The sequence below is a fragment of the Pseudomonas citronellolis genome, assembly GCF_900112375.1.
Classification (GTDB): Bacteria; Pseudomonadota; Gammaproteobacteria; order Pseudomonadales; family Pseudomonadaceae; genus Pseudomonas; species Pseudomonas citronellolis.
In genome coordinates this window covers 81,951-99,090 of the sequence record NZ_FOLS01000017.1, presented here as the reverse complement: position 1 = coordinate 99,090, position 17,140 = coordinate 81,951, and the positions used below count along the sequence as shown (strand labels likewise).

Here is a 17,140-nt window from a genome sequence, read left to right as displayed (position 1 = left end):
GTTCATAAAGGAGGTGTGACCGTGCCTGTTGACAGCCACCCTCGGGTTTCCGGCCTTACGACCGAATCAGTCGACGCGGCGCGATGCGCCCGTCGTCGGTCACTTCACCGATACCGATGAAGCGACCCTCGTGATCCTGTACCCGCAGCATGCCGAACTTCGGTGCCTCGGGTGCCCGCACCGGCTGCCCGTGCAGCCAGTAGTAGGCGCTGTGCTCGGACAACTGCAGCAGCGGCCAGTGCTCCAGGCCGGCGTCCACCGGCAGCAGGAAGCGGTCGAGGGCCTCGTTGCCGCCCTCGGCATGGGCCTGCACCAGTTCCTCCAGCGTCACCGCCTGGGCCAGGCCGAAGGGCCCCGCCTGGGTACGCCGCAGCGCGGCCACGTGGGCACCGCAGTCCAGCTCGCGGCCGATGTCCTCGACCAGGGTGCGGATGTAGGTGCCCTTGCTGCAGGAAACGGCCAGGGTGGCGCAGGGCGCCTCGAAGGCCAGCAGTTCCAGGCGCGCAATAGTAACAGAACGCGCCTCGCGCTCCACTACCTCTCCTGCACGGGCCAGCTTGTACAGCGGCTGGCCATCCTTCTTCAGTGCCGAATACATCGGCGGCACCTGCTCTATTTCGCCACGGAAACGCGGCAGCACGGCCTCCAGGGCCTCCCGACCGACGGTCACCTGGCGTTCCTCGAGCACTTCGCCCTCGGCGTCGCCGGTGGTGGTGGTGACGCCGAGCTGGGCCACGGTCTCGTAGCCCTTGTCGGCATCCAGCAGGTACTGGGAGAACTTGGTGGCCTCGCCGAAGCACAGCGGCAGCACGCCGGTGGCCAGGGGGTCGAGGCTGCCGGTGTGCCCGGCCTTTTCCGCATTGAGCAGCCAGCGCACCTTCTGCAGGGCCTGGTTGGAGCTCATGCCGCGCGGCTTGTCGAGCACCAGCACGCCGTTGACCGCACGGCGGATACGTTTCACCTGGGCCACGCCTTACTCCTCGGAACCGCCACCGTGACGACGGTCTTCCGCCACCGCCCGCTCGATCAGCGCCGACAGCTCGGCACCGCGGCGGATGCTGGCGTCATAGCTGAAATGCAGCTGCGGCACAGTGCGCAGCTTCATCGCCTTGCCCAGGTGCATGCGCAGGAAGCCGGCAGCGTCGTTGAGGATCGAGACGTTCTGCTTGATCAGCTCGGCGTTGTCGTCCTGCCCCATCACGGTGATGAACACCTTGGCGTGGGACAGGTCGCGCGCCACGTCGACGCCAGTGATGGTCACCAGGCCCAGGCGCGGGTCCTTGACCTCGCGCTGGATCAGCAGCGCCAGTTCGCGCTGCATCTGATCGCCGATACGTTGGGTACGGCTGTACTCTTTTGCCATTTTCCTAACCTGCTTCCGGTGGCCCATGGGCACCGGACGAATAAGCGGCAAACGCCCGGATCAGCAAGGCTGACCCGGGCGCTGCGTTTACGCTCGTCGGCCCTTACAGGGTACGAGCGACTTCGACCTTCTCGAACACTTCGATCTTGTCGCCGACGCGGACGTCGTTGTAGCTCTTCACGCCGATACCGCACTCCATGCCGGCACGGACTTCGGCCACGTCGTCCTTGAAGCGGCGCAGCGATTCCAGCTCGCCTTCGAAGATCACCACGTCGTCGCGCAGTACGCGGATCGGACGGTTGCGGTGCACCAGGCCCTCGGTGACCATGCAGCCGGCGACCGCGCCGAACTTCGGCGAACGGAACACGTCACGCACTTCGGCGATACCCAGGATGTTCTCGCGGACATCGCTGCCGAGCATGCCGGTCAGGGCCTTCTTGACGTCTTCGATGATGTCGTAGATCACGTTGTAGTAACGCATGTCCAGGCCTTCGGCCTCGACGATCTTGCGCGCACCGGCGTCGGCACGGACGTTGAAGCCGAACAGCACCGCATTGGAGGCCAGCGCCAGGTTGGCATCGGATTCGGTGATGCCACCGACGCCGCCGCCGACCACGCGGACCTGCACTTCTTCGTTGCCCAGGCCGCTGAGCGAGCCCTGCAGGGCTTCCAGAGAACCACGCACGTCGGCCTTGAGGACGATGTTGAGGGTCTTCTTCTCTTCCTGGCCCATGTTCTCGAAGATGTTTTCCAGCTTGGCCGACTGCTGGCGAGCCAGCTTGACCTCGCGGAACTTGCCCTGGCGGAACAGCGCGACTTCGCGGGCCTTCTTCTCGTCGGCGACCACGGTCACTTCGTCACCGGCGTCCGGCGTGCCGTCCAGGCCGAGGATTTCGACCGGAATGGACGGGCCAGCTTCCTTGATCGGTTTGCCGTTCTCGTCGAGCATGGCGCGCACGCGGCCGTAGTTCACGCCGCAGAGGATCATGTCGCCCTGGCGCAGGGTACCGTCCTGAACCAGCACGGTGGCTACCGGGCCACGGCCCTTGTCCAGGCGCGATTCGACCACCACGCCACGGCCGGGGGCCGACGGGGTGGCTTTGAGTTCCAGGACTTCGGCCTGCAGCAGCACGGCTTCGAGCAGCTCGTCGACACCGGTACCCATCTTCGCCGAGACCGGCACGAAGGGTGCGTCGCCGCCCCACTCTTCCGGGATCACGTCGAGCGCGGCCAGGCCGTTCTTGATGTTGTCCGGGTTGGCGTCGGGCTTGTCGATCTTGTTGATCGCGACCACGATCGGCACGCCAGCGGCTTTCGCGTGCTGGACGGCTTCCTGGGTCTGCGGCATGACGCCGTCGTCGGCCGCCACCACCAGGATGACGATGTCGGTCGCCTGGGCGCCACGGGCACGCATCGCGGTGAACGCGGCGTGGCCGGGGGTGTCGAGGAAGGTGACCATGCCGCGGTCGGTTTCCACGTGGTAGGCGCCGATGTGCTGGGTGATGCCGCCGGCTTCGCCCGCGGCCACCTTGGCACGGCGGATGTAGTCGAGCAGCGAGGTCTTGCCGTGGTCGACGTGACCCATCACGGTCACTACCGGCGCACGGGCTACCGCCTCGCCTTCGAACTTCAGCGACTCGGCCAGTTGCTCTTCCAGGGCGTTCTCGCTGACCAGCTTGACCTTGTGGCCGAGTTCCTCGGCGATCAGCTGGGCGGTCTCCTGGTCGAGCACCTGGTTGATGGTCACCGGGGTGCCCATCTTGAACATGAATTTGACGACTTCGGCGCCCTTCACCGACATCTGCTGAGCCAGCTCAGCAACTGTGATGGTCTCGCCGATACTCACTTCACGCACAATCGGTCCTGTCGGGCTCTGGAACCCGTGCTGGTTACGCTTCTTCAGCTTCGCCTTGCCGCGACCGCCGCCACGACGACCGAAACTGTCATCGTCATCCACGCCGGAGCGGACAACGCGCGGAGCGGTGGTCTTTTCCTTTTCCTTGATCGACGGGCGATGCTGGGCATGCTTGCGATCGCGGCGCTCGTCTTCCTCTTCGCGCTTCGGCGGACGGCGTACTTCGGCTTCCTTCTTGCGCTCCTCGCCAGCGGCCGGGGCCGCGACGGGGGCAGCGGGAGCCGCAGCCGGAGCCTGGGCGGCAACCGCCACGGGCGCCGCCGACTGGGGAGCCTGTTCGGGCTGGCGGCGAGCCGCTTCTTCCGCTGCGCGACGGGCTTCGGCCTCGGCTTTCTGACGAGCTTCTTCCTCGGCCTTCAGGCGTGCGGCTTCTTCCGCGGCACGCTGCTCTTCCAGCTCGCGCTGGCGCTCGGCCTCGATCTCGTCGGGGCTGCGCTTGACGTAGGTCTTCTTCTTGCGGACCTCGACGCTCACCGTCTTGCTGCCGGCCACCCGCAGGGTGGAGGTGGTCTTACGCTGCAGGGTGATCTTGCGCGGTTCTTCCAGGCGATCGCCGTGGCTACCCTTGAGGTGCGCCAGCAGAGCCTGCTTTTCGTTGTCGGTCACTACCTGCTCGGCACTGCTGTGCGGCAGGCCCGCCTCGCGCATCTGCTGCAGCAGGCGCTCGACCGGCGTATCGACCGTTTTGGCCAGTTCTTTCACCGTGACTTGCGTCATGCATTTCTCTCCTCAGGCCGCGAATGCTTACTCGAACCAATGGGCCCGGGCGGCCATGATCAACTTGCCGGCACGCTCTTCGTCCATGCCGTCGATGTCGAGCAGGTCGTCGATAGACTGCTCGGCAAGATCTTCACGGGTGGTTACGCCACGCAGCACCAGGTCCAAGGCCAGCTCTTTGGTCATGCCATCGAGGCTGAGCAGGTCTTCGGCCGGTTGCGCGTCGGCAAGTTTTTCCTCGGTCGCGATGGCTTTGGTCAACAGACGGTCCTTGGCGCGCGAGCGCAGCTCGTTGACGATGTCTTCGTCAAAGCCGTCGATGTTGAGCATCTCTTCCATCGGTACGTAGGCGATTTCTTCCAGGGTGGTGAAGCCTTCCTCGACCAGCACCTGGGCCAGTTCCTCGTCGACATCCAGCTCGTCGACGAAGCGCTGCAGGATGTCGCCGGTCTCGGCCTGCTGCTTGGCCTGGATGTCGGCCTCGGTCATCACGTTCAGCGTCCAGCCGGTCAGTTGGCTGGCCAGGCGGACGTTCTGGCCGCTGCGGCCGATGGCCTGGGCCAGGTTGTCCTCGGCGACGGCGATATCCATGGTGTGGGTATCTTCGTCGACGATGATGGCTGCCACTTCGGCCGGAGCCATGGCGTTGATGACGAACTGCGCAGGGTTGTCGTCCCACAGGACGATGTCCACGCGCTCGCCGCCCAGCTCGCCGGACACGGCCTGGACGCGCGAACCGCGCATGCCGATGCAGGCGCCCTGCGGGTCGATGCGCTTGTCCTTGGAGCGGACCGCGATCTTGGCGCGCGAGCCCGGGTCACGGGCAGCGGCCATGACATCGATCAGCTGCTCGGCGATTTCCGGCACTTCGATGCGGAACAGTTCGACCAGCATCTCCGGCGCGGTGCGCGAGAGGACCAGTTGCGGGCCGCGGTTCTCGCTGCGGATTTCCTTGAGCAGGGCACGCACGCGGGTGCCGACGCGGAAGGTCTCGCGCGGGATGATCTGGTCGCGGGCCAGCAGCGCTTCGGCGTTGTTGCCCAGGTCGACGATGACGTTGTCGCGGGTGACCTTCTTGACGGTGCCGGAGATGATCTCGCCGACCTTCTCGCGGTAGGCGTCGACCACCTGGGCGCGCTCGGCCTCGCGGACCTTCTGCACGATGACCTGCTTAGCGGTCTGGGCGGCGATGCGGCCGAACTCGATGGACTCGATCTTCTCTTCGATGACGTCGCCGGCCTTGGTGCCCGGATGGCTTTCCTGCACGTCTTCGACGGTCAGCTCGGCGGCCGGGTTGGAGTAGTCTTCGTCCTCGACCACGGTCCAGCGACGGAAGGTGTCGTAGTTGCCGTTGGTGCGGTTGATCTGCACGCGCAGGTCGACCTCGTCCTCGAAACGCTTCTTGGTGGCGGTCGCCAGAGCCAGTTCCAACGCCTCGAAAATCACGCCGGGCGGTACACCCTTCTCGTTGGATACCGACTCAACAACCAGCAGTACTTCTTTGCTCATCGTACGCCTCGCCTTTCAATCCATTGGAATCCGCTTGATCCGCGGCTCACTCAAATCGGGGAATGATGTTGGCCTTATCGATCGAATCGATCGGCAGCAGGTATTCATGGTCATCCACCAGGACCACCACGTCCTGCTCCTCCACACCGCGGAGGACGCCCTGGAAGTTGCGGCGTCGCTCGAAGGGCACGCGCAACTTGATCTTCACTTGCTCGCCAACGTAGCGGGCGAACTGCTCGAGGGTGAACAGCGGGCGGTCCATACCCGGGGAGGAAACTTCCAAGGTGTATTCGCCGCTGATCGGGTCCTCGACGTCGAGCACGCCGCTGACCTGACGACTGACCGTCTCGCAGTCCTCGATCAGGATGCCGTCGGCCTTGTCGATATAAACCCTCAGCAGGGAATGACGTCCCTGGGACAGGAACTCGAGGCCCCAGCACTCGTAGCCGAGCGCCTCTACCACAGGGGCCAGCAAGGCCTGCAACTGTTCTAGCTTGCTCGACACCTGATCGCCTCGCGTATGCCGTAGAAACGAAAAATGGGCGAAACGCCCATCCCTAAAGGGCCGCCCAGCAACGGCGGCGCGGACTGTCCAGCTAGCAAAAAGCCCCTGAAAAGGGGCTCTGCCATAACTGGTTGCGGGAGCTGGATTTGAACCAACGACCTTCGGGTTATGAGCCCGACGAGCTACCAGACTGCTCCATCCCGCGTCAAAGCTGGTGCGAAATTATACGGTTACACCCTATCCAGGTCAACCGACGCACCGGAAACGAAAGCCCCGCATGCGGGGCTTCGTATATGGTACCGAGGAGGGGACTCGAACCCCTACAGCCTATGGCCACTACCACCTCAAGGTAGCGTGTCTACCAATTCCACCACCTCGGCAAAAACCTTTGCCTTACTTCTGCTCAGGAGCTGCCGGAACGTCACCGTTGCCAGCTGCCGGGGCTTGTTGCTGCCCCTGGGTCGCCGGCACGTCGGAGGTTGCCGGGACCTTCTCCTGCTTCTGCTCCATCACTGCCGGATCAGGAAGTCCGATGTGACGTATCATATCAGCTTTTTCTTTAGCGAAATACGCTAAACCCAAGCTGGTAATGAAAAAAACTGCAGCCAGTACAGCAGTAAAACGACTGAGGAAGGTTGCGGAACCCTGGCTACCGAAAACGGTACCCGAAGCACCAGCGCCAAAGGAGGCACCGGCATCCGCACCCTTGCCATGCTGAAGCAGGACCAGTACAACCAGACCCAGCGCCATCAGCAGGTGAATCACGATTACAACTGTTTCCAGCATCTTCAGCTTCCCGCGGCGCGACAGATCGCGCCGAACTCATCCGCATTCAGGGAGGCACCACCAATCAGCCCCCCATCGATGTCCGGCATGCCGAACAGTTCGACCGCGTTCGCTGCCTTGACGCTACCGCCGTAAAGCAGGCGAACCCCGCGGGCGACCTCGGCATTCTCTGCCGCCAATTGCGCACGGATGGCCGCATGTACTTCCTGGGCTTCTTCAGGCGAGGCGGTAAGCCCCGTCCCGATTGCCCACACCGGCTCGTAAGCCACTACGGCGCGGGAGAAAGCCCCGACGCCCAAATCTTCTATCACCGAGCTCAACTGACGCCCGACGACCTCGAGGGTCTTGCCGGCTTCGCGCTGCTCGCGGGTCTCGCCCACGCACAACACAGGAACCAGGCCACAGGATTGCGCCGCGGCGAACTTGCGACTGATGACACCATCGCTTTCGCCCAGCACCTGGCGGCGCTCGGAGTGCCCCACCAGAACCAGGGAACAACCGGCATCGGCCAGCTGGCTGGCAGCAATCTCGCCCGTGAGGGCGCCCTGCATCGGCTCGATAGCGCAGTTCTGCGCACCGACCGCAACCGCCTTGCCATCCAGGCCCTGAAGAACCTGATTGATGTACAGACAGGGCGGCAGAACCGCCACGTCGACACCTGTAGGCAGAGCCAGTTGTCGCAAGCCTTTGATCAGCTCCGCAACACTGGAGCGGGTACCGTGCATTTTCCAGTTCCCGGCCACTAAGGGTCGACGCATGCTGTACCTCGCTGAGCAAAGTGGGCGCAGATGTTACTCGACAAAAATCGGACTGACAAGAGAAATCAAGCACATACCTCGGTTACGACCTTCGCCAGCTGTTCGGCGTAGGCACGCACCCGGGTCTCTTCGTCGCCCTCGACCATCACCCGCACCAGCGGTTCGGTGCCGGACTTGCGCAGCAGCACGCGACCACGGCCAGCCATGCTTTCGGTGACGCGGGCGCAAGCCTCCTTGACCGCCGGATGCTCGATGGGATCGACGTCCTTGCCCTGGTAGCGCACGTTGATCAGCACCTGCGGGAACCTGCGGATGCCCTGGCGCGCCTCGGCGAGGGTCTGGCCGCGGCTCTTCAGCGCCATCAGCACCTGCAGCGAGGCGATGATGGCGTCGCCGGTGGTGGTGTGCTGGGCGCAGACCACGTGGCCGGAGTTCTCGCCACCCAACTGCCAGCCGCGATCGAGCATTTCCGCCATCACGTAGCGGTCGCCGACCTTGGCCCGGGTGAAGGGGATCTGCAGGTCGGCCAGGGCCAGTTCCAGGCCCAGGTTGCTCATCAGGGTGCCGACCACGCCGCCCTGCAGGCGGTTGCGCTCCTGCATGTCACGGGCGATCAGGAAGAGGATCTCGTCGCCGTCCACCACCGCGCCGGTATGGTCGACCATCATCACGCGGTCGCCGTCGCCGTCGAAGGCGATGCCCATGTCAGCCTGCTCGGCGATGACCGCCGCCTGCAACGCGGCGACGTGGGTGGAACCGCAGTTGTCGTTGATGTTCAGGCCGTTGGGCTGCGCGCCGATCACCGAAACCTGGGCACCCAGCTCGCGGAACACGCTGGGCGCGACCTTGTAGGTGGCGCCATGGGCGCAGTCGACGACCAGGCGCAGGCCGGAGAAGTCGGTGCTGGTGGGCACGCTGCTCTTGCAGAACTCGATGTAGCGGCCGGCGGCGTCGTTGATCCGCGAGACCTTGCCCAGGCGCGCGGAGTCGACGACCGTCATGGGCGTGTCGATCAGTTCTTCGATCATCAGCTCGACGTCGTCCGGCAGCTTGGTGCCCTGGCCGGAGAAGAACTTGATGCCGTTGTCGTCGTGGGGATTGTGCGAGGCGCTGATGACGATGCCGGCCTCGGCGTGGAAGGTGCGCGTCAGGTAGGCGATGCCGGGGGTCGGCATCGGGCCCAGCAGCATCACGTCGGCGCCGGCGGCCGACAGGCCGGCCTCCAGGGCCGATTCGAACATGTAGCCGGAAATCCGCGTGTCCTTGCCGACCAGCACGCGGCACTTGCCCTGCTGGCGGAAAGCCATACCTACCGCCCAGCCCAGCTTGAGCACGAAGTCCGGCGTGATCGGCGGCGTGCCGACGCGGCCACGGATGCCATCGGTACCGAAATATTTCCTGCTCATGCTGTCATTCCTTCTTCCTTAGCCTGTTCCACCGCATCGATCATGCGGACCACATCCACCGTTTCGGCAACGTCGTGCACGCGAATGATGCGCGCCCCCTTGGCCACGGCCAAGGCCGCCAGCGCCAGGCTGCCATACAGACGGTCACCGACCTCGCGCCCTAGCGCGCGGCCGATCATGCTCTTGCGCGACACTCCGACCAGCAGCGGGCAGCCCAGTTCCAGCAGACGCTCCATGCGCTGGAACAACACCAGGTTATGCGCCTGGGTCTTGGCGAAGCCGAAGCCGGGATCCAGCACCAGGCGCTCGCGCGCGATTCCCGCCGCCTCGCAGACGGCGATGCGCTCGGCGAGGAAGCCATGCACCTCGGCCAGGATGTCGGGGTAGCGCGGGTCGTCCTGCATGCTGCTCGGCTCGCCGCGCATGTGCATCAGGCACACGGCCAGGCCGGTATCCACCGCGGCATCCAGCGCGCCGTCACGCTGCAGCGAACGCACGTCGTTGATCAGCCCGGCGCCCAGGCGCGCGGTCTCGCGCATCACCGCAGGCGTCGAGGTATCGACGGAAATCACCACGTCCAGTTCGCGGGCGATGGCTTCCACCACCGGCGCCACGCGCTCCAGCTCCTCGGTCGGCGACACCAGGCGCGCGCCCGGACGGGTCGACTCGCCGCCCACATCGATCAGGCTGGCGCCAGCCTCGACCATCGCGACGGCGTGGCGCAACGCGACGTCGCGCTGGCTGAAGCGGCCGCCGTCGGAGAAGGAGTCCGGGGTGACGTTGAGGATACCCATGACATGGGTACGCCCTAAATCAAGAACCCGGTTGCCGCAAGGCAACCGGGTCGGGTACAGCTCGAAACTCATCTAGTGCTCTCAGTGCTCGCCGGCGGGCCCACCGATGGGGTTTTCCTTGCGGCCACCCTCGTCGCGGCTGGCTGTCGCCGAGCCGGAGGAACCGGAACCGCCGCCCTGCCAGTCGCGCGGCTCGCGCGGCACACGGCCGGCCATGATGTCGTCGATCTGGTCGGCGTCGATGGTTTCGTACTTCATCAGCGCGTCGGCCATCATGTCGAGCTTGTCGCGGTTCTCTTCCAGCAGACGCTTGGCGGTGCCGTAGCAGTCGTCGATGATGCGCCGCACTTCCTGATCGATCAGCTTGGCGGTCTCGCCGGACACGTTGGCGTGCTGGCTGCCGGCGCTGCGGCCGAGGAACACCTCGCCCTCCTCTTCGGCGTACATCAGCGGGCCGAGCTTCTCGGACAGGCCCCACTTGGTGACCATGTTCCGCGCCAGTTGGGTGGCACGCATGATGTCGTTGGAGGCGCCGGTGGTGACGCCTTCGAAGCCAAGGGTCATCTCTTCCGCGATACGGCCGCCGAACAGCGAGCAGATCTGGCTTTCCAAGGCGCGCTTGGACAGGCTGTAGCGATCCTCCTCGGGGAGGAACATGGTCACGCCCAGGGCGCGGCCGCGGGGGATGATGGAAACCTTGTAGACCGGGTCGTGCTCCGGCACCAGGCGGCCGACGATGGCGTGGCCGGCCTCGTGGAAGGCGGTGTTCTTCTTCTCCTTCTCGGACATGACCATGGTCTTGCGCTCGGCGCCCATCATGATCTTGTCCTTGGCCAGCTCGAACTCGCGCATGTCGACGATGCGCTTGTTGGAACGGGCAGCGAACAACGAGGCCTCGTTGACCAGGTTGGCCAGGTCGGCGCCGGAGAAGCCCGGAGTACCGCGGGCGATCACCGCCGCGTCGACGTTGTCGCCCAGCGGGACCTTGCGCATGTGCACCTTGAGGATCTGCTCGCGGCCGCGGATGTCCGGCAGGCCGACCACCACCTGGCGGTCGAAGCGGCCCGGGCGCAGCAGCGCCGGGTCGAGCACGTCCGGACGGTTGGTCGCGGCGATGACGATGATGCCGTCGTTCATCTCGAAACCGTCCATCTCCACCAGCAACTGGTTGAGTGTCTGTTCGCGCTCGTCGTGACCGCCGCCCAGGCCGGCGCCACGATGGCGGCCGACGGCGTCGATCTCGTCGATGAAGATGATGCACGGGGCGTGTTTCTTGGCCTGGTCGAACATGTCGCGCACGCGGGAGGCGCCCACGCCGACGAACATCTCGACGAAGTCGGAACCGGAGATGGTGAAGAACGGCACCTTGGCCTCGCCGGCGATGGCCTTGGCCAGCAGGGTCTTGCCGGTACCGGGCGGGCCGACCATCAGCACGCCGCGCGGGATGCGGCCGCCCAGGCGCTGGAACTTGCCCGGATCACGGAGGAACTCGACCAGCTCGCTGACCTCTTCCTTGGCCTCGTCGCAGCCGGCGACGTCAGCGAAGGTGGTCTTGACCTGGTCCTCGGACAGCAGGCGCGCCTTGCTCTTGCCGAAGCTCATCGGGCCGCCGCGGCCACCGCCGCCGCCCTGCATCTGGCGCATGAAGAACATGAACACGGCAATGATCACCAGAATCGGGAAGCTGGCGACCAGCAGTTGCGTCCAGATGCTCTGCTGCTCGGGCTGCTTGCCCTCGATGACCACGTTGTTGTTGACCAGGTCGCCGATCAGGCCGTTGTCCTGGATCGCCGGACGGACGGTCTTGAAGGTGTCCCCGTCCTGGCGCTTGCCAGTGATCACGTAGCCGTCGACGGTAACCCGCTCGACCTTGCCTTCCTTCACCTGTTGGATGAAGTCCGAGTAGTTGAGCGTCTGCGGCTCGCTCGGACTGGAGAAGTTGTTCATCACGGTGACCAGCACCGCCGCGATGATCAACCACAGGATCAGGTTCTTTGCCATGTCGTTCAATTGATTACCCTCTGAAGCCGGCTCCGCCCTGGAAACCGCTTCACACGACGGCCAGACTCCTTCCGGCCAAATTACTACACAACCCCTAGCGACGTAGGAGGCGTCTGTAACCCTTTATGAACCCCGGCGCGAGCCGGGACAAGCCCTACTTGCGTGGAGTGGACGGACAGACGGCCCATTCGTCGCAGTCTAGGCCCCGCGGAAGCCCCGTGCGAGCAGATATTGCTCGCGGGAGCGGTCGCGGGAGGACAGCGGCTTGCGCATCTGCACCTTCTCGAAATTCTCGCGGACCGTCTTCAGGTAGGTGTCGAAGCCCTCGCCCTGGAAGATCTTGATCAGGAAATCGCCGCCCGGTCGCAGCACCCGGGTGCACAGGTCCAGCGCCAGCTCGCAGAGGAACATCGCACGGGGCATGTCCACGGCGGGCAGTCCACTCATATTGGGGGCCATATCGGAAATCACAAGGTCTACCGGATTTTCTCCGATGGCCTCGAGCAACCGGGCGAAGACCTCGTCCTCGGTGAAGTCGCCCTGGATGAAGGTGACGTCCGGGATGCTGTCCATCGGCAGGATGTCCGAGGCGATCAGCGTGCCCTTGTCGCCGATCACCCGGCTGGTGACCTGCGACCAGCCGCCCGGCGCGGCGCCGAGGTCGACCACGGTCATGCCCGGGTGCAGGATGCGATCCTTCTCCTGGATCTCCAGCAGCTTGTAGCTGGCGCGCGAGCGGTAGCCGTCGCGTTGCGCCATCTTCACGTACGGATCGTCGAAGTGTTCTTTCAGCCAGCGATGGCTAGTCTTGGAACGGGCCACTTGTTACCTCGTCTGAGCGGGCACCCGGTAAACCGAAACTCGGGTAGAATATCCGCCTTTTTTCCCAGGGGTCTGATTATGGCGCTCACTCAGGAGCAGAAGAAACAGTTCAAATCTATCGGCCACCACCTGAAGCCTGTATTGACCGTTGCCGAAAACGGTCTTACCGAAGGCGTCATGGCCGAGCTGGAGCGTGCGCTCAACGATCACGAACTGATCAAGGTGCAGTTCCGCATCACCGAGCGCGACGATCGCCGCGCGCTGATCGACGAGCTGTGCCGGAACGGCAGTTGCGAGCTGATCCAGACCATCGGCAAGATGGCCCTGGTCTACCGCCGCAATCCCAAGCCGAACCGCAACCTGTCGAACGTCAGCCGCTACAGCGGCCTGTGACAGCGCAGGCCGGGCGCCCAGGCGCCCGGCCAAGGCTCCCTCCGGCGCTCAGCGCGCCGCGTCCCGCCCAGGTACCGGCTGCAGCACCAGCAGCACGCCGCACAGGGCCAGCACCAGGTAGTTGAACAGCAGCCAGCGCTGGGCATCCGGCGCCAGCTGGTTCACCACCAGGTAGCTCGCCACCATCGCCAGCACCGTCAGCAGCAATTGCCCGCGCATCTCGCGCCAGAGGCTGGATAAGCCTTGCGCGGTCACCAGCACCAATACCTGGAGCAGCGCGCAGAAGCCGGCGAAACCCACCAGCAGCGGCGTCAGGGCATCGGCCACCGACTGCACCAGCAGCGGCGCCAGGCCGACCTTCTGCAGCGCCGGCAGGACCACGAAACGCAACAGCCAGAGGCCGCCGACCCAGAAGGTCTGGGCCAGCAACCAACTGGCTGCGGCGGCTTTCAGCGGACGCGACTCAGGCGTGGCGGACTTCAACGATCTCGTACTCGACGTCGCCGCCGGGAGTGCGGACCAGCACCGCATCGCCCTCGGTCTTGCCGATCAGCGCGCGGGCGATCGGCGAGTTGACCGAGATCTTGCCGCCCTTGATGTCGGCCTCGTCGTCGCCGACGATCTGGTAGGTCACGGTCTCGTCGGTCTCGACGTTGGCGATGTCCACGGTGGTGCCGAAGATCACCTTGCCGGTGTGCGGGATGACGGTGACGTCGATGATCTGCGCATTGGACAGCTTGGCCTCGATGTCGCGGATACGCGCCTCGGACATGCCCTGCTGCTCGCGGGCGGCATGGTACTCGGCGTTTTCCTTGAGGTCGCCCAGCTCACGCGCTTCGGCGATGGCCTGGGTGATCTGCGGACGCAGAACGGTCTTCAGGTGCTTCAGTTCTTCTTCCAGGGCGCGAGCGCCCTGGACGGTCATCGGGAATTTGCTCATGCGTTGATTCCTGCATGCAGGTCCTGCAGCCGGCGAACGGTCTTCTCGGGACCGAACTTGAGCGCCTCGCAGATCGCCTGCCCCGCCGCGATGGTGGTGGTGCAGTAGATCTTGTGCTGCAGGGCGTTACGACGGATCGAATAGGAATCGGCGATCGACTGGCGGCCTTCGGTGGTGTTGATGATCAGGGTGACTTCGTCGTTCTTGATCATGTCGACCACGTGGGGGCGGCCCTCGGTCACCTTGTTCACGCGACGCACCGGCAGGCCGGCCGCCTCGATCACCTTGGCGGTACCGGCGGTGGCGACCACCTCGAAGCCCAGCGCGACCAGGTCACGGGCGACCTGCACGGCCTGCGGCTTGTCGTCCTCGCGGACGCTGATGAAGGCGCAACCGGCGTTCGGCAGGATCTCGCTGGCGCCCAGCTGGGCCTTGGCGAAAGCCTCGCCGAAGCTGTCGCCCACGCCCATGACCTCGCCGGTGGATTTCATTTCCGGGCCGAGGATGGGGTCGACGCCAGGGAACTTGGCGAACGGGAACACCGCTTCCTTGACGCTATAGTACGGCGGGATCACCTCTTCGGTGAAGCCGACTTCCTCGAGGCTCTTGCCGGCCATGACGCGCGCCGCGACCTTGGCCAGGGATTCGCCGATGCACTTGGAGACGAAGGGCACGGTACGCGAGGCGCGCGGGTTCACCTCGATCACGTAGATGTCCTCGCCCTGCACCGCCATCTGCACGTTCATCAGGCCGACCACGCCCAGCTCCAGGGCCATCTTCTTGACCTGTTCGCGGATCTCGTCCTGGATGTGCTTGGGCAGCGAGTACGGCGGCAGCGAGCACGCGGAGTCGCCGGAGTGCACGCCGGCCTGCTCGATGTGCTGCATGATGGCGCCGATCACCACGGTCTCGCCGTCGCAGACCGCGTCGATGTCCACTTCGATGGCGCAGTTGAGGAAGCGGTCCAGCAGCACCGGGCTGTCGTTGGAGACCTTCACAGCCTCGCGCATGTAGCGCTTGAGCTCTTCTTCCTGGTAGACGATTTCCATCGCCCGGCCGCCCAGTACGTAGGACGGGCGCACCACCATCGGGTAGCCGATGTTCTTCGACAGGCTCAGGGCCTCGTCTTCGCTGCGCGCGGTGGCGTTGGCCGGCTGGCGCAGGTTCAGGCGCTGGACCATCTGCTGGAAGCGCTCGCGGTCCTCGGCGCGGTCGATGGCGTCGGGGCTGGTGCCGATGATCGGCACGCCGGCCTCTTCCAGGGCGCGGCAGAGTTTCAGCGGGGTCTGGCCGCCGTACTGGACGATCACGCCCTTGGGCTGCTCGACGCGGACGATCTCCAGCACGTCTTCCAGGGTCACCGGCTCGAAGTACAGGCGGTCGGAGGTGTCGTAGTCGGTGGAGACGGTCTCCGGGTTGCAGTTGACCATGATGGTCTCGTAGCCGTCTTCGCGCATCGCCAGCGCCGCGTGCACGCAACAGTAGTCGAACTCGATGCCCTGGCCGATGCGGTTCGGGCCGCCGCCGAGGATCATGATCTTGTCGCGGCCGGACGGGTTGGCCTCGCACTCTTCCTCGTAGGTCGAGTACATGTAGGCGGTGTCGGTGGCGAATTCGGCGGCGCAGGTGTCCACGCGCTTGTACACCGGCACGACTTTCAGCTTGTGGCGGTGGCTGCGCAGATTCTTCTCGGTCACGCCGAGCAGCTTGGCCAGGCGCGCGTCGGAGAAGCCCTTGCGCTTGAGCTTGCGCATCAGGTCGGCGTCGATGCCGGACAGGCCGAGGGTCTTGACCTTCTCTTCTTCCTTGATCAGGTCCTCGATCTGCACCAGGAACCATTCGTCGATCTTGGTCAGGGCGAAGACTTCTTCGATGCTCTTGCCGGCGCGGAAGGCATCGGCCACGTACCAGATACGCTCGGCGCCCGGCACGGTCAGCTCGCGGCGCAGGATGCCCTCGGCTTCCGGGTCGGCCAGGTCGAGCTTCGGATCGAAGCCGGCGACGCCCACTTCCAGGCCGCGCAGGGCTTTCTGCACCGACTCCTGGAAGGTACGGCCGATGGCCATGACCTCGCCCACGGATTTCATCTGGGTGGTCAGGCGGGCGTCGGCCTTGGGGAATTTCTCGAAGGCGAAGCGCGGCACCTTGGTCACGACGTAGTCGATGGCCGGCTCGAAGGACGCCGGGGTGCGGCCGCCGGTGATGTCGTTCTGCAGCTCGTCGAGGGTGTAGCCGACGGCCAGCTTGGCGGCGATCTTGGCGATCGGGAAGCCGGTGGCCTTGGAGGCCAGGGCCGAGGAGCGGGACACCCGCGGGTTCATCTCGATCACGACCATGCGCCCGGTGTCCGGGCAGATGCCGAACTGCACGTTGGAACCGCCGGTCTCCACGCCGATCTCGCGCAGCACCGCCAGGGAGGCGTTGCGCATGATCTGGTATTCCTTGTCGGTCAGGGTCTGCGCCGGGGCCACGGTGATGGAGTCACCGGTGTGCACGCCCATGGGGTCGAAGTTCTCGATGGAGCAGACGATGATGCAGTTGTCCTTCTTGTCGCGGACAACCTCCATCTCGTATTCCTTCCAGCCGATCAGCGATTCGTCGATCAGCAGTTCGTTGGTCGGCGACAGGTCCAGGCCGCGGGCGCAGATTTCTTCGAACTCTTCGCGGTTGTAGGCGATGCCGCCGCCGGTGCCGCCCATGGTGAAGGACGGACGGATGATGCAGGGGAAGCCGACCTGCTCCAGCACGCCGTAGGCCTCTTCCATGCTGTGGGCGATGCCCGAGCGCGGGCAGGCCAGGCCGATGGCCTTCATGGCCTTGTCGAAGCGCGAGCGGTCCTCGGCCTTGTCGATGGTGTCGGCGTTGGCGCCGATCATCTCGACGCCGAACTTCTCCAGCACGCCGTGGCGCTCCAGATCCAGCGCGCAGTTCAGCGCGGTCTGGCCGCCCATGGTCGGCAGCAGCGCGTCGGGGCGCTCCTTCTCGATGATCTTGGCCACGGTCTGCCACTTGATCGGCTCGATGTAGGTGGCGTCGGCCATGGCCGGGTCGGTCATGATGGTGGCCGGGTTGGAGTTCACCAGGATGACGCGGAAGCCTTCTTCCTTCAGGGCCTTGCAGGCCTGGGCGCCGGAGTAGTCGAATTCGCAGGCCTGGCCGATGACGATGGGGCCGGCACCGAGGATCAGGATGCTCTTGATGTCTGTACGCTTGGGCATGGGACTCTCGTTG

Annotated in this window: 15 protein-coding genes and 2 tRNA genes; 1 reads left to right on the top strand and 16 read right to left on the bottom strand. The window is 65.0% G+C overall.

Translation table 11 applies throughout. The features are described from left to right. Positions 1–55: 55 nt before the first annotated feature. The 13 genes from truB to rlmE all read right to left on the bottom strand — a co-directional run bounded on the left by truB (position 56) and on the right by rlmE (position 12,576). The gene (truB, locus tag BM060_RS17235; protein WP_074981343.1) at positions 56–970 is read right to left on the bottom strand and encodes a tRNA pseudouridine(55) synthase TruB; all 915 of its coding nucleotides are present in this window, start codon (positions 968–970) and stop codon (positions 56–58) included. A 3-nt stretch (positions 971–973) separates the two neighbouring features. Further along, a complete protein-coding gene (gene rbfA, locus BM060_RS17230) occupies positions 974–1,363 on the bottom strand; it encodes a 30S ribosome-binding factor RbfA (RefSeq protein WP_074981341.1) in 390 nt (129 codons plus the stop codon). Between the two features lie 103 nt (positions 1,364–1,466). Then, positions 1,467–3,995, bottom strand: a complete 2,529-nt coding sequence (gene infB, locus BM060_RS17225; protein WP_074981339.1) for a translation initiation factor IF-2 — start codon at positions 3,993–3,995, stop codon at positions 1,467–1,469. Positions 3,996–4,022: 27 nt separating this feature from the next. Continuing rightward, positions 4,023–5,504, bottom strand: a complete 1,482-nt coding sequence (gene nusA / locus BM060_RS17220; protein ID WP_074981337.1) for a transcription termination factor NusA — start codon at positions 5,502–5,504, stop codon at positions 4,023–4,025. 46 nt (positions 5,505–5,550) lie between these two features. Further along, complete coding sequence (gene rimP, locus BM060_RS17215) at positions 5,551–6,009, bottom strand: ribosome maturation factor RimP (protein ID WP_009613046.1); 459 nt, start codon at positions 6,007–6,009, stop codon at positions 5,551–5,553. Positions 6,010–6,137: 128 nt separating this feature from the next. Further along, a tRNA-Met gene (locus BM060_RS17210) sits at positions 6,138–6,214 on the bottom strand. A gap of 89 nt (positions 6,215–6,303) precedes the next feature. Next, positions 6,304–6,389 (bottom strand) — tRNA-Leu (locus BM060_RS17205). A gap of 13 nt (positions 6,390–6,402) precedes the next feature. Continuing rightward, on the bottom strand, positions 6,403–6,795 hold the full coding sequence (secG, locus tag BM060_RS17200; RefSeq protein ID WP_074981335.1) for a preprotein translocase subunit SecG: 393 nt from the start codon (positions 6,793–6,795) through the stop codon (positions 6,403–6,405). A 2-nt stretch (positions 6,796–6,797) separates the two neighbouring features. Beyond that, positions 6,798–7,553: a triose-phosphate isomerase gene (gene tpiA, locus BM060_RS17195; protein ID WP_009613048.1), complete on the bottom strand. Its 756-nt coding sequence runs from the start codon at positions 7,551–7,553 to the stop codon at positions 6,798–6,800. A 65-nt stretch (positions 7,554–7,618) separates the two neighbouring features. Further along, positions 7,619–8,959 carry a phosphoglucosamine mutase gene (glmM, locus tag BM060_RS17190; RefSeq protein ID WP_074981333.1) on the bottom strand — a complete coding sequence of 447 codons (1,341 nt, stop codon included), beginning with the start codon at positions 8,957–8,959 and terminating at the stop codon, positions 7,619–7,621. Further along, positions 8,956–9,825, bottom strand: coding sequence for a dihydropteroate synthase (gene folP / locus BM060_RS17185; RefSeq protein ID WP_074981330.1), 870 nt, complete (start codon positions 9,823–9,825; stop codon positions 8,956–8,958). Before folP ends, glmM begins: the two co-directional genes overlap by 4 nt. 9 nt (positions 9,826–9,834) lie before the next feature. Further along, positions 9,835–11,754, bottom strand: a complete 1,920-nt coding sequence (gene ftsH / locus BM060_RS17180) for an ATP-dependent zinc metalloprotease FtsH (protein WP_074981328.1) — start codon at positions 11,752–11,754, stop codon at positions 9,835–9,837. A gap of 198 nt (positions 11,755–11,952) precedes the next feature. Continuing rightward, on the bottom strand, positions 11,953–12,576 hold the full coding sequence (rlmE, locus tag BM060_RS17175; protein ID WP_074981325.1) for a 23S rRNA (uridine(2552)-2'-O)-methyltransferase RlmE: 624 nt from the start codon (positions 12,574–12,576) through the stop codon (positions 11,953–11,955). Between the two features lie 78 nt (positions 12,577–12,654). Between rlmE and BM060_RS17170 the strand changes: the two genes are divergently transcribed. Then, complete coding sequence (locus tag BM060_RS17170) at positions 12,655–12,969, top strand: YhbY family RNA-binding protein (RefSeq protein WP_043318578.1); 315 nt, start codon at positions 12,655–12,657, stop codon at positions 12,967–12,969. Between the two features lie 48 nt (positions 12,970–13,017). On the opposite strand, the gene BM060_RS17165 is transcribed toward BM060_RS17170, so the two are convergent. The 3 genes from BM060_RS17165 to carB are packed head-to-tail and all read right to left on the bottom strand — an operon-like array spanning position 13,018 to position 17,127. Next, positions 13,018–13,422 (bottom strand): hypothetical protein, encoded by a 405-nt coding sequence (locus BM060_RS17165; RefSeq protein WP_024128096.1) that lies wholly within the window; start codon positions 13,420–13,422, stop codon positions 13,018–13,020. 10 nt (positions 13,423–13,432) lie between these two features. Beyond that, positions 13,433–13,909: a transcription elongation factor GreA gene (gene greA / locus BM060_RS17160; protein WP_074981323.1), complete on the bottom strand. Its 477-nt coding sequence runs from the start codon at positions 13,907–13,909 to the stop codon at positions 13,433–13,435. Beyond that, a complete protein-coding gene (gene carB / locus BM060_RS17155) occupies positions 13,906–17,127 on the bottom strand; it encodes a carbamoyl-phosphate synthase large subunit (protein WP_074981321.1) in 3,222 nt (1,073 codons plus the stop codon). Before carB ends, greA begins: the two co-directional genes overlap by 4 nt. Between the last annotated feature and the right edge of the window lie 13 nt (positions 17,128–17,140).